This is a genomic window from Actinomadura sp. (genome assembly GCF_044508335.1).
GTDB lineage: Bacteria > Actinomycetota > Actinomycetes > Streptosporangiales > Streptosporangiaceae > Spirillospora.
On sequence record NZ_JBIQHY010000084.1, the window covers coordinates 19,915 to 31,996 of the forward strand.

13 protein-coding genes are annotated in these 12,082 nt (G+C 72.9%); 7 read left to right on the forward strand and 6 right to left on the reverse strand.

Translation table 11 applies throughout. The features are described 5' to 3' along the window. The 5 genes from ACIWVC_RS24450 to argS all read left to right on the forward strand — a co-directional run. Positions 1-893: alpha/beta fold hydrolase (locus ACIWVC_RS24450; RefSeq protein ID WP_396454616.1), on the forward strand; the 893-nt coding region annotated here is incomplete at its 5' end. Next, positions 890-1,255 (forward strand): hypothetical protein, encoded by a 366-nt coding sequence (locus tag ACIWVC_RS24455; RefSeq protein WP_396454617.1) that lies wholly within the window; start codon positions 890-892, stop codon positions 1,253-1,255. The genes ACIWVC_RS24450 and ACIWVC_RS24455, both read left to right, overlap by 4 nt. Before the next feature lie 104 nt (positions 1,256-1,359). Further along, complete coding sequence (locus ACIWVC_RS24460) at positions 1,360-1,770, forward strand: hypothetical protein (protein WP_396454618.1); 411 nt, start codon at positions 1,360-1,362, stop codon at positions 1,768-1,770. Between the two features lie 111 nt (positions 1,771-1,881). Beyond that, positions 1,882-3,075: a phosphate acyltransferase PlsX gene (gene plsX, locus ACIWVC_RS24465; protein ID WP_396447306.1), complete on the forward strand. Its 1,194-nt coding sequence runs from the start codon at positions 1,882-1,884 to the stop codon at positions 3,073-3,075. 58 nt (positions 3,076-3,133) lie between these two features. After that, positions 3,134-4,879, forward strand: a complete 1,746-nt coding sequence (gene argS, locus ACIWVC_RS24470) for an arginine--tRNA ligase (protein WP_396447307.1) — start codon at positions 3,134-3,136, stop codon at positions 4,877-4,879. A gap of 28 nt (positions 4,880-4,907) precedes the next feature. On the opposite strand, the gene ACIWVC_RS24475 is transcribed toward argS, so the two are convergent. From ACIWVC_RS24475 to deoC, 6 genes are all read right to left on the reverse strand, one after another. Continuing rightward, positions 4,908-5,810 (reverse strand): LLM class flavin-dependent oxidoreductase, encoded by a 903-nt coding sequence (locus ACIWVC_RS24475; RefSeq protein WP_396447308.1) that lies wholly within the window; start codon positions 5,808-5,810, stop codon positions 4,908-4,910. After that, entirely contained in the window at positions 5,807-6,055 is a 249-nt protein-coding gene (locus tag ACIWVC_RS24480) for a DUF2630 family protein (protein ID WP_396447309.1), read from the reverse strand. The genes ACIWVC_RS24475 and ACIWVC_RS24480 overlap by 4 nt, the downstream gene beginning before the upstream one ends. A 6-nt stretch (positions 6,056-6,061) precedes the next feature. After that, a complete protein-coding gene (locus ACIWVC_RS24485; RefSeq protein ID WP_396454619.1) occupies positions 6,062-6,970 on the reverse strand; it encodes a hypothetical protein in 909 nt (302 codons plus the stop codon). 82 nt (positions 6,971-7,052) lie between these two features. Then, positions 7,053-7,907, reverse strand: a complete 855-nt coding sequence (locus ACIWVC_RS24490) for an aldehyde dehydrogenase family protein (RefSeq protein WP_396447311.1) — start codon at positions 7,905-7,907, stop codon at positions 7,053-7,055. Then, positions 7,900-9,330, reverse strand: a complete 1,431-nt coding sequence (locus tag ACIWVC_RS24495; RefSeq protein ID WP_396447312.1) for an aldehyde dehydrogenase family protein — start codon at positions 9,328-9,330, stop codon at positions 7,900-7,902. Before ACIWVC_RS24495 ends, ACIWVC_RS24490 begins: the two co-directional genes overlap by 8 nt. A gap of 5 nt (positions 9,331-9,335) precedes the next feature. Continuing rightward, positions 9,336-10,250 (reverse strand): deoxyribose-phosphate aldolase, encoded by a 915-nt coding sequence (gene deoC / locus ACIWVC_RS24500; protein WP_396454620.1) that lies wholly within the window; start codon positions 10,248-10,250, stop codon positions 9,336-9,338. Positions 10,251-10,600: 350 nt separating this feature from the next. Between deoC and ACIWVC_RS24505 the strand changes: the two genes are divergently transcribed. Together ACIWVC_RS24505 and ACIWVC_RS24510 are read left to right on the forward strand one after the other, a co-directional pair. Further along, a complete protein-coding gene (locus ACIWVC_RS24505; protein WP_396447313.1) occupies positions 10,601-10,960 on the forward strand; it encodes a hypothetical protein in 360 nt (119 codons plus the stop codon). Positions 10,961-11,270: 310 nt separating this feature from the next. Then, a partial coding sequence (locus ACIWVC_RS24510; protein WP_396447314.1) for a DUF4236 domain-containing protein occupies positions 11,271-12,082 on the forward strand: 812 nt, incomplete at its 3' end.

Consider the following 12,082-nt stretch of genomic DNA (forward strand, 5'->3'; position numbering starts at 1 on the left):
GCGGCGCGGTCGCGGGCGGCGCGGCGGTGGGCGGCACGGTGGTGAACGCCGGCCGCGAGCAGGTGCACGTGGTCGAGTCCGGCCCGGCGGACGGGCCGCCGCTGCTGCTGAGCTCCGGGCTCGGCGGCGCCTGGTTCGACTGGGCGCCGACGGTCGCGCTGCTGGAGAAGGAGCACCGGGTGGCGGTGTTCGACCGGCCCGGCCTCGGGCTCAGCCCGGCCGGCGTCGCGCCGCCGTCGCTGCGCCGCGACACCGCGGTCCTGGAGGCGCTGGCGGCCCGGGCGCGGCGGCCGGTGACCGTCCTCGCGCACTCGATGGCCGCGTTCCACGCCGAGGCGCTGGCCCGGCTGCGTCCCCGCCTCGTCCGGGGCGTGGTGCTCGTCGACCCCAGCTACGAGCGCGACCCGCGCGTGCGCGTGCGGGTCGCCGCCGCGCTGACCCCGCTCGCCACGGCGACCGGCGCGCTCCTCGGCGCCACCCGGCTGGCGAAGGTCGCCGGGCCGCTCGGGCGGCGGCTGGTCCTCAAGCGCACGAGCCGCCGCGACGACGCCGTCCCGGCGGACGTCGTCCGGTCGGTCTACGGGCGCGGCACGGTGATCGGGACGGTGATCGCGGAGGAGCTCGCCTACCGGGAGATGGCCGCCGACCTGGCGGCGCTGCGCGAGCGGCGCCGGTTCCCGGACGTCCCGCTCGTCGTGGTGACCGCGCTCGGCGACGTGGACGACCCCGCCGGGAAGCGCGAGTGGGCCGAGGGCCACGAGCGCCTCGCCGCGATGAGCCCGCGCGGCGTCCGGGTCGAGCTGCCCGACGCGCTGCACATGGTCCCGCTCGACCGCCCCGACGCGGTGGCCGACGCGGTCGCCGCGGCCGGCCGGGCCGGGGAGGCCGCATGAGAAGGGTTCCGGTCGCCGCGCTGGCCGTCCTGCTGGCCCTGTCCGCGTCGGGCTGCAAGGTGATGCAGCGGATCTCCGAGGGCGCCTACCGCAACGCCGTCACCGACGGGGTCGTGGACGAGCTGAAGGCCCGCGGCGTCGAGCTGCGGGAACGTCCGAACTGCACGTCGCCGAAGGCCGAGACCGGCTCCATGATCCGGGTGAACTGCACGGCCCGGACCCGGACCGGCGAACCCGTCACCGTGGAGGGCATCGCGGTCGACGCCGACACCGACCGCCCGCAGGAGACCTACGTCATCACCGTCGGCGGGCGCGAGGTGCTGCGCAAGGACTGCCTCGGCCTCGGCTGCGGGAATCCATAGGGCGCTGCGGAGATCCCTAGGGCAACGAATCCGCCTGCGGGACGGAAAAACCCACCACCCAGTGCATACGTTCCCGTACCGTCGGTGACGTAGGCGTTGTGAAGATGAGTCGCAAGAAGGCCCTGATCCTGGGGGCCGCCGCCCTGCTCGTGCTCATGGCGGCCGGTGGCGCCGCGTTCCTCGCGCTGTCGGGCGGCAAGGAACTGAAGTACAAGACCCAGGCCGCGCTCCGCAAGGCGCTGCCGGTGACCGCCGACGCCGAGCTGCGGCAGCGCGGCGTGGCGCTGGCGGCACCGCTGAAGTGCGCGGACGTGCCGGGCTGGAGCAAGGAGCGGCTGCGCGTCTCCTGCACTGGCACGACCACGCAGAAGAAGCCGGTCGAGGTGCTCGGCAGCGGCGACGTGAAGACGGCCAGGGCCTATTACACGATCCTCGTGGACGGGCGGCCGGTCGTGGCGAACGCGTCCTGCCTGGGCGCCGACTGCCGCTCCCAGGAGGCCGGCGGCCGGGGGTGATGATCGCCACTCCGGGCGGGCGCGGTCAAGGCGGGTGAAGGGACGCCATACGATGCGATGAGCTGCAGTTCTTACGGCGCATCGCGATACCTTCATCCTCCTGGAGCGGCCATGACCGGCACTGGCGAGCGGACGCGCGCCGCCGCGTACCGCCGCGTGCCCCCGCGTCCGCTGCCGGTCGCGGTCGACACGATGGGCGGCGACCACGCCCCGGGAGAGATCATCGCCGGGGCGGTCGACGCGGTCCGCGAGCACGGCGTCCGGCTCGTCCTGGTCGGCCGGGCGCCGCGGATCCGCCGGGAGCTGGAGCGGCACGGCCACCTCGGGAAGATCCCGATCGTGCACGCGGACGAGGCGCTCGACATGGGCGAGGGCGCGCTCGCCAGCTGGCGCAAGCCCCGCTCGTCCATCGCGATCGCCTGCCACCTGATCAAGCAGGGGCGGGCCTCGGCGCTGGTGTCGGCGGGCAGCACCGCCGGGGTGGTGGCGACGTCGCGGCTGCGGCTGAAGGGCCTGCAGGGCGTGATGCGGCCGGCGATCGCGGTGACGCTGCCGACCCGCCCGCGCCCGACGATCCTGCTGGACGCGGGCGCCACCGCCGACGTCAAGGCGGAGACGCTCGTCCAGTTCGCGGCGCTCGGCACCGCGTACGCGCAGATCCTGCTCGGCCCGGACCGCCCGACGGTGGGGCTGCTGAACATCGGCGCCGAGCCCGGCAAGGGCGACAAGCTCGCCAAGCGGGCCCACGAGCTGCTCGCGGGCGGCAGCCACGGCATCGAGTTCGCCGGCAACGTGGAGGGCCACGACCTGCTGAGCGGGCGGGTCGACGTCATCGTCACCGACGGGTTCACCGGCAACGTCGCGCTCAAGACCATGGAGGGGACGGTCGCCGCCGCGTTCAGCGAGATCCGCGAAGCGATGACCGCCGGCCCGGCGGCGCGGATGGGCGCGTTCCTGCAGCGCCGCCGCCTCCAGGAGCTCCGCGACCGGCTCGACCCCGACAGCTACGGCGGCGGCGTCCTGCTCGGCCTGAACGGGACGGTCGTCATCGCGCACGGCGCGTCCCGCGCCCGCGCGATCACCTCGGCGTGCGAGCTGGCGCACCGGCTGGCCGCGGGGCGGATCGTCGAGCGGATCCGCGAGCAGGTCGCCGCGACCCGCACGTCCCGGTTCGGCCGCTGGACGCACGGCGAGCGCGACGGCGCCGACCGGCCGTCCGAGAACACGGCGCGGCCCGCGGACGCCCCGCCGCCGCCCAGGCAGCCGGCCGGCGACACCGTCCCCGACCGCCAAGACCCCACGTGACGCACCCCGCCGGGAAAACCGGGTCCGGGTGAGAGCGGGGCGCCGATAACCTTGGGGCATGCCCGATCCGCAACTCGTACTCGCCGCCCGGGTCCAGGCCGCGCTGAGCGCCGCCTTCGGACCGTCATACGCGGACGCCGACCCGGTCATCCGGCCGTCGCAGTTCGCCGACCTTCAGGCCAACGTGGCGCTGCCGCTGGCCAAGAAGCTGGGCCGCAAGCCGCGAGACGTGGCCGACGAGATCGTCAAGCACCTCGACACCGGCGACGTCGTGGCGAACGTCGAGGTCAGCGGGCCGGGGTTCATCAACCTGACGCTCAGCGACGCGTGGATCGCCGGTGAGGCGCAGCGCGCCCTGGAGGACGAGCGGCTCGCCGTGCCCGCGGCCGACGCGCCGCAGAAGGTCGTCGTCGAGTACTCCTCGCCGAACGTGGCGAAGGAGATGCACGTCGGCCATCTGCGGACCACGATCGTCGGCGACGCGATCGCCCGGATCCTGGCGTTCCTCGGGCACGACGTCGTCCGCGACAACCACGTCGGCGACTGGGGCACCCCGTTCGGCATGCTGATCGAGCACCTGCTCGACCTCGGCGAGGACGCGGCGGCGCGGGGCGACTCGTCCGTCAGCGACCTGACCGCGTTCTACCAGGCGGCGCGGGAGAAGTTCGACGGCGACGAGGAGTTCGCCGACCGGTCCCGCAAGCGGGTCGTCGCGCTGCAGGCGGGGGACCCCGAGACGCTGCGGCTGTGGAACGTCCTCGTGGACGTGTCCAAGAAATACTTCAACGCCGTCTACGAGCGGCTCGGCGTCACGCTCACCGACGACGACATCAGGGGCGAGAGCTTCTACAACGACCTGCTGGCCCCGACCGTCCAGGAGCTGGAGGAGAAGGGCATCGCGGTGGTCAGCGACGGGGCGCTGTGCGCGTTCCCGCCCGGTTTCAAGGGCCGCGACGGCGAGCCGCTGCCGGTGATCATCCGCAAGAGCGACGGCGGCTACAACTACTCCACCACCGACCTCGCCACCATCCGGTACCGGGTCGACACCGAGCACGTCGACCGGATGATCTACGTGGTGGGCGCGCCGCAGTCGCTGCACTTCCAGATGGTGTTCGCCGTCGCGCGGATGGCGGGCTGGCTGAACGACGAGGTCAAGGCCGAGCACGCGCAGATCGGCAACGTCCTCGGCACCGACGGCAAGATCCTGCGGACCCGGGCCGGCGGCACCGTCAAGCTCGCCGAGCTGCTGGACGAGGCCGTCGAGCGGGCCGGGGCGGTCTTCGACGAGATCCAGCACGACGAGCCGTTCGACGACGAGACCCGGGAGGCGATCGTCCAGGACGTGGCCATCGGCGCGGTCAAGTACGCCGACCTGTCGGTGGCCCGCGACAGCGAGTACGTCTTCGACTTCGACCGGATGATCTCGTTCAACGGCAAGACCGGCCCGTACCTGCAGTACGCGGCGGCCCGGATCCGGTCGATCTTCCGCAAGGGCGGCGTCTCCGTCGAGGACGCCACCGGGCCGATCACGCTGGGCCACCCGGCGGAGCGGGCGCTGGCCCTTGAGCTGCTCGGCCTCGGCGCCGTCCTGAAGCAGGCGGGCGACACCGCCGAGCCGCACCGGCTGGCGTCCTACGTCTACGCGGTGGCGGACGCCTACACCTCGTTCTACGAGAACTGCCCGGTGCTGAAGGCGCCGGACGAGGCGACGAAGGCGTCCCGCCTGGCCCTGTGCGCGGCGACCCTGCGCACCCTCGAAACGGGCCTGCACCTCCTCGGAGTCCCCACCCCCGAACGCATGTGAGCGCCGTAGCGCCCCTTGTGGGCGGTGTTCACGGTTGGAGGGCGCCGGCGCGTTCGCGGGCGACCTGCTCGCGGACGGCGGGGACCACCTCCATCGCGAAGGTCGGCAGATGCTCCGGGTCGCCGGCGAACAGGAACGTGTCGACGCCGTGCCCGACGGCCAGTTCGGTCAGCTCGTACACCCACTGGCGGGGCGGGCCGTGCAGGAAGCCGCGGGAGTCGCGCCCGTCGAAGGCCCCTTCGAGGACGTAGACGCGGCGGATGCCCGCCGGGTCGCGCCCGGCCCGTGCCGCCGCGTCGTCGAGGCGGCGCCGGCCGTCCGCCAGGCGCTTCGGCGGGACGAGCGACGACGGCGCGATCCAGCCGTCGGCGACGCGCCCGGCGAGGTCGAGGCCGAGCGGCCCGGTGACGCCGAGCCAGATGCCGATCTGCCCGGCCGGGAGCGGCCCGGCCTGCGCGGCGGCGAACCGGTAGTGCTCGCCCTGGAACCGCAGCCCCGTCTGGTCGCTCCAGTGCAGCCGGATGATCTGCACGGCCTCCTCCAGGGCGCGCCGCGCCGCCGCCCCGGAGAGCCGCGCGCCGCCGTAGGCTTCGATGCCGTCCGGGGCGGCGCCCGCGCCGAGGCCGAGTTCCACGCGGCCGCCGCTGAGCCGGTCCATGGTCGCGATGGCCTTGGCGAGCGCGGCGGGCGGCCGCAGCGGCAGGCACGCCACCGCCGGCAGCACCCGGATCCGGGACGTGCCGGCCAGCACGGACGCCAGCAGCGTCAGCGCGTCGGCGGTGCCGCGCCGGTACGGCTGGTCGCGGACGCCAAGGAGGTCGAGCCCGAACCGGTCCGCGTCCTGCGCGATGCGCATCAGCGGGGCGGACGAGTCCGGGGCGAGGCAGACGCCGAACCGGAGCGGCCCGCGCGTCCGGGACGCCGCGGTCACTGCAGGTAGCCTTCGACCTCGTCCGGCGGCCGGACGCCCGCCGCCCGCTCCGGGTCCTCGCCGGCGTCCCGCCGGGCCCGGCGGCGGCGCAGCAGGTCCCAGCACTGGTCGAGGGCCACCTCCAGCTCCGCCAGCCGCCGGTGCTCCTCCTCTCGCCCGAGCTCGCCCCGCCGGAGACGCTCGCGGAGCCGCTGCTCCTCGCCGACGTACTCGTCGATGTGCGCCAGGATGTCCTTCTCGTCCATCGGCTCTCAGCGCTCGCGGCCGATGTTGGTGAGCCCGCTGAGGAACCCTCCCTCGGTGCGCGTCGAGTGCTGGAACGGCGCCGTCTTCGGCTCGACCAGCGTGGACGCGGCCGGCCTGGCCGCGGCGGCCGCCGCGCCCGCCTCCGCCGCGGCGCGGCGCGCGGGCGCCCGCCGGGCCGACGCCCCGGTTCCCGCCCTGCTCGCGGCCGTCCGCGACGACGCCGCCTTGCTGTTCGCGGCCGTCCGCGTCCTGGACGCGGCGGACGTCTTCGGCTTCGCCTTCGAGGCGGTCGACGACCGGCTCGTCCGGGCCGTGGCCGTCGGCCTCGACCGGCTCGACGCCGCCGAAGCCGACTTGCGGGACGACGACGTGCCCGACTTCGCCGTGCTCGACTTCGACCCGCTCCTCGCGGTGCTCTTCGACGTGCTCGCCTTCGAGGTGCTCGCCCTGGACGAGGTGCTCCTCTTGGCCGTGCCGGCCGCGCTCGCCTTGGCCGTGGTGGTGATGACCTTGGCGGCCGCGTCCATCGCCTTCGCGGCGTCGGACATGGCCTTGGTCGCGCTGGTCATCGCCTTGGTCATCGCCGTCATGGCCTTGGCCGACGAGGACGCCTTGGTCGCCACCGACTTCATCTGCGTCGCGGCGGTCTTGGCCTGGCTCGCGGCCTTCGTCACGCGGGACGCGGCGGCCGACGACGTCCTGCTCGACGCCGCCGGCCTCTTCGCCGCGGTGCTCTTCGTCCCCGCCGACTTGGCGGCGGTCGACCTGCTCGTGGTGGACCTCGCGGACGAGGCCGCCGCCGACGTGCGCTTGGCCGCCGGCTTCTTGGTGGTGGACTTGGTCGCTGATGTGCTCCTGGTACGACCGGCCGTCCCTCGGCTCGACGTCGTACGGGATGCCGTCTTGGTAGGCACTGATCTCCCCCCAGTGATGATCAGTTACGGGGAGATCTATTCCACACTTTGTGACCCTCTACACACGGTGCGTCAAATCGACTTAGACCCCCACGGGATGCCAGACGGTCTTCGTCTCCAGGAAAGCGGTCATCCGGGCGGTTCCGGGCTCGCCCGCCCAGTCGTCGCCCAGGGGGCGCAGGACGCGCTTGAGGTTCCCGGCGGCCTTCTCCTCCAGGTCCTGGACCTGGTCGTCCGGGACGCCGGCGAGGTCGATGGCGTTGACGTCCATGTGCGTGGCCAGCCAGGGCGCGACCTCCGCGCGGCGGCCGGTGAGGACGTTGACGACCCCGCCCGGCAGGTCGGACGTGGCCAGCACCTCGGCGAGCGTGATCGACGGCAGCGGCGCCGGTTCCGACGCGACCGCCACGACCGTGTTGCCGGACACGATCGCCGGCGCCACGACCGACACCAGCCCGAGCAGCGGCGAATCGGGCGCGACGACCGCGACGACGCCGGTCGGCTCGGGCGTGGAGAAGTTGAAGAACGGCCCGGACACCGGGTTGGCGGCCCCGGCGACGGCGCTCAGCTTGTCGGCCCAGCCCGCGTACCAGACCCAGCGGTCGACGGCCGCGTCCACCTCGGCGCCGGCGGCGGTCTTCGACGCGCCCGTCCGGCGGAGCTCGTCCACGAACTGGTCGCGGCGCCCCTCCAGCATCTCGGCGACCCGGTACAGGATCTGCCCGCGGTTGTAGGCGGTGCGCCCCGACCAGCCGGGGAACGCCTTGCGCGCGGCGGCGACCGCGTCGCGGGCGTCCTTGCGGGACGCCTGGGAGGCGTTGGCGACGAAGCGGCCCTTGGCGTCGGTGACCACGTACGACCTGCCGGATTCCGAGCGCGGGAACGCGCCGCCGATGAACAGCTTGTAGGTCTTGCGGACGGCGAGACGGTCAGGCATTGAGGTAGGCCTCCAGTCCGTGGCGTCCGCCCTCGCGGCCGAACCCCGATTCCTTGTAGCCGCCGAACGGGGAGGCCGGGTCGAACTTGTTGAACGTGTTGGCCCACACGACCCCGGCGCGCAGCTTCTGCGCCGTCCACAGGATCTGCGAGCCCTTCTCGGTCCAGATGCCGGCCGACAGCCCGTAGGGGGTGTTGTTGGCCTTGGTGACGGCCTCGTCCGGGGTGCGGAACGTCAGCACCGACAGGACGGGCCCGAAGATCTCCTCGCGCGCGATGCGGTGCGACTGCGCCACCCCGGTGAAGACGGTCGGCGCGAACCAGAAGCCCTGGGACGGCAGCTCGCACGGCGGCGACCAGCGCTCGGCGCCCTCCTGCTCCCCGGCCTCCGACAGCTCCTTGATCTTGGCGAGCTGCGCGGCGGAGTTGATCGCGCCGACGTCGGTGTTCTTGTCGAGCGGGTCGCCGACCCGCAGCGTCGCCATCCGCGCCTTCAGCCGCTCCAGCACCTCGTCCGCGACGGACTCCTGGACGAGGAGCCGCGACCCCGCGCAGCACACGTGCCCCTGGTTGAAGAAGATCCCGTTGACGACGCCCTCGACGGCCTGGTCGAGCGCCGCGTCCTCGTAGACGATGTTGGCGGCCTTGCCGCCCAGCTCCAGGGTGAGCTTCTTGTCCGTACCTGCGAGGGTGCGGGCGATCTGCCGCCCGACCTCGGTGGACCCGGTGAAGGCGACCTTGTCGATCCCCTCGTGCGCGACGAGCATGCGGCCCGTCTCCCCGGCGCCGGTGATGATGTTGACGACGCCCGGCGGCAGCTCGGCCTGCCGGCAGATGTCGGCGAACAGCAGCGCGGTCAGCGGCGTCGTCTCGGCGGGCTTGAGGACGACGGTGTTGCCGCAGGCCAGCGCCGGGGCGATCTTCCAGGCGAGCATCAGCAGCGGGAAGTTCCACGGGATCACCTGCCCGGCGACGCCCACCGGCTTCGGGTCGGGCCCGAACCCGGCGTAGGGCAGCTTGTCGGCCCATCCCGCGTAGTAGAAGAACCAGGCCGCCACCAGCGGCACATCCACGTCCCGCGACTCGCGGATCGGCTTGCCGTTGTCGATCGACTCCAGCACCGCCAGCTCACGCGACCGCTCCTGGATGATCCGGGCGATCCGGTACAGGTACTTGGCGCGCTCGCGGCCGGGCATCGGCCCCCACACCTTGTCGAACGCGGCGCGCGCCGCCTTCACGGCCCGGTCGACATCACCCTCATCGGCGCAGGCGATGTCGGCGAGGACGCTCTCGTCCGCCGGGTTGATCGACTTGAACGGCTCGCCGTGCCCGTCGGTGAACTCGCCGTTGACGAACAGCCCGTAGGAGGCGCGGATGTCGACGACCGCCCGCGACTCGGGCGCCGGCGCGTATTCGAAAACCATGATCCTCAGTCCAGCGTGAAGTAGTCGGGACCGGAGTAGACGCCGGTGGCGAGCTTGCGGCGCTGCATCAGCAGATCGTTCAGCACACTGGACGCGCCGAGCCGGAACCACTGGGGCGTCAGCCAGTCCGGGCCGGCGGTCTCGTTGACCAGCACCAGGTACCGGATCGCGTCCTTGGCCGTCCGGATGCCGCCCGCGGGCTTCACCCCGACCTGCCGTCCCGTCGCCGCCCGGTAGTCGCGGACGGCCTCCAGCATCACCAGCGTGACCGGCAGCGTCGCCGCTGGCGACACCTTCCCGGTGGACGTCTTGATGAAGTCGGCCCCGGCCCGCATCGCCAGCCAGGAAGCCCGCCGGACGTTGTCGTACGTCGCCAGCTCGCCGGTCTCCAGGATCACCTTCAGATGGGCGTCCCCGCAGGCGTCCTTGACCGCGACGATCTCGTCGAACACCTTGCCGTAGTCGCCCGCCAGGAACGCGCCCCGGTCGATCACCATGTCGATCTCGGCCGCACCGGCCGCCACCGCCGCCTTGGTGTCGGCGAGCTTGGCCTCCAGCGGCGCCCGCCCGGCCGGGAACGCCGTCGCGACGCTCGCGACGCCGATGCCCGTCCCCTTCAGGGCCCGGACGGCGACGTCCACCATGTCCGAGTAGACGCAGACCGCCGCGACCTTCGGCACCGACGCGTCCGTCGGATCGGGCTGGGCGGCCTTGGCGCACAGCGCCCGCACCTTCCCGGGCGTGTCCGCGCCCTCAAGCGTGGTCAGGTCCACCATCGAGATCGCGAGGTCGATCGCCTCGGCCTTCGCCGTCGTCTTGATCGACCTCGTGGCCAGCCGCGCCGCCCGCTCCTCGGCGCCCACCCGGTCGACGCCCGGCAGGCCGTGCAGGAAGGCGCGCAGCTCCGCGGCGCCGTGCATAGTCTCCGTTGACACTCCCACAGCATCGCCGAACTACGCCCCAGGCACAAAACAGACACCTAACGAACCGGTGTCGCCGTCCATTGAGCCAGGTAGGCACCAAGGCGGCATGTCCGGCAATCGCCGCGTTCACCTTGTCGGCCCCGCCGCCAGCGCCGCATCGCACGTTGGGAAGCATCGATGATCTTGACGGATCGGACGAAGCCGAGGGCGCCGATGGGATCGACAACGTATCGTTGCTGAGCGTCACAGCTTGATCACGGGGGCGCTATGGGCTGGGGCGACATCGGGGCTGTGAGCTCGTGCCAGAGGGTCTGCTCACCAGTGGACATCGAGGAGGAGGAAGGACCATGAGCGAGACGGAAGCCTCCCAGCTCTGCCTTGAGTTCCAACTGCTCCTGGCACCGGGGACCAGAGTGGAAGATGTCCACGCCCACGGCGAGCGGGTGGTGGAGGAGCTTCTCAGGCTCGAGGACTGCAACAGCGACTTCACCGACTCGGCGGTCAGCACCAACGCCGAGACGAGCACCATCACGGTCGAACTGCTGATCCTCAACACGGCGGACCCCACAACCGCTATGGGACGGGCCCTGGACCCCATCCGCACAGCCGCGCATGCTGCAGGCGGCGCCACCCCGAACTGGCCGACCGTGAGCGAGATGCCGGTTCAAGTCCAGTTCGCGAAGGCTCAGGAGTTCGCCTCGGCCTGAGGCGCGGCCGACTGCCGGACCAGCTCTTCCGGCCCGGACCCCTCGTCGAAGACGGCGTTCGGGTACTCGATCGCCGCCCGCGTGGTCGGCGGGCTCGACGGCCGCGTCCGGCATCCGCTCCGCGACCCGGACGCGGCCCCGCTGCTCGGCCAGGAGCTCTAACCAGCACCGTCCGCGCGTACCCGTCGACGTTGTCGGCCGCCGACGCCCGCCTGATGCGCCGGATGCCCCGACAGGTTGCACGCGTCCGCCGCCGAGTACACCGGGCCGGGCCGTCAGGCGTCCCACCAGGGACGACGGAGGTGAGGCAGTGGGTTTCGGTTTCCGTGTGGGCGTGCCAGGGGTGAGCGTGCGCGTGTCGAGCCGGGGCGTGCGGACGTCCGTCGGGCCCCGCGCCGCCCGCATCCACATGGGCGGCGGCCGCAGGACGACAGTCTCCAGCGGCATGGGCCCGTTCTTCGCATCGACCTCCGTCGGCGGCTCCCGCCGCAGGTCAACCGCGAAACGTCCTGCGCGTCCCCGCAACGTCGGCCCCACCCCGGCCCAACTCGAACGCGCCCGCCGCCAGGCCGAACGCGCCGAACAGGAGGCCCAGCGGGACGCGGCGATAGCGCACCTCGAAGAACTCCGCCGCCAGACGACCAGCGTCCACCTGCAAACCTTCCCGCAGGCGCAACCACCCTTCGTGCCGCAGCCACCGCAACTCGCGCTCCCCTGGGCCCTCGCGGAAGCGCAGGCGTTCCACCTGGCCGGCATCGGCCGCTTCGCCCGCGCCGACCGAGCTGCCGCCCGCCAGGCCGCCGAACAAGACGCTCCCGCCTACCTGGCCGCCGAGCAGGCACGCCTGGCTGACGTCCACAGGCGGCTCCACGAAGCCGCCGCTCAGTGGTGGCGCGCGCTCAACGAAAACGATGAGGACACCGTCTGCGAGGCGGTCAACACGGCCTTCTCCGACAATCCGGCCGCCGGCAGCGCAGTGGGGCTGGACGGGACGGTCCTGTCCATCGTGATGCGCCAGCCCGACCTGGACACGCTCCCTACGCAGACGCCGGGCCTGACACCCGCCGGCCGTCCGACCCTGAAGACGCTGACGAAGCGCGACCGGCTCCTGTGGTGGCTCAC

Coding starts and splice junctions, on each gene's coding strand:
- argS (WP_396447307.1), top strand. CDS start 3,134: ATGCCCGATCCGCAACTCGTACTCGCCGCCCGGGTCCAGGCCGCGCTG.
- ACIWVC_RS24455 (WP_396454617.1), top strand. CDS start 890: ATGAGAAGGGTTCCGGTCGCCGCGCTGGCCGTCCTGCTGGCCCTGTCC.
- ACIWVC_RS24505 (WP_396447313.1), top strand. CDS start 10,601: ATGAGCGAGACGGAAGCCTCCCAGCTCTGCCTTGAGTTCCAACTGCTC.
- plsX (WP_396447306.1), top strand. CDS start 1,882: ATGACCGGCACTGGCGAGCGGACGCGCGCCGCCGCGTACCGCCGCGTG.
- ACIWVC_RS24480 (WP_396447309.1), bottom strand. CDS start 6,055: ATGGACGAGAAGGACATCCTGGCGCACATCGACGAGTACGTCGGCGAG.
- deoC (WP_396454620.1), bottom strand. CDS start 10,250: ATGCACGGCGCCGCGGAGCTGCGCGCCTTCCTGCACGGCCTGCCGGGC.
- ACIWVC_RS24460 (WP_396454618.1), top strand. CDS start 1,360: ATGAGTCGCAAGAAGGCCCTGATCCTGGGGGCCGCCGCCCTGCTCGTG.
- ACIWVC_RS24495 (WP_396447312.1), bottom strand. CDS start 9,330: ATGGTTTTCGAATACGCGCCGGCGCCCGAGTCGCGGGCGGTCGTCGAC.
- ACIWVC_RS24490 (WP_396447311.1), bottom strand. CDS start 7,907: ATGCCTGACCGTCTCGCCGTCCGCAAGACCTACAAGCTGTTCATCGGC.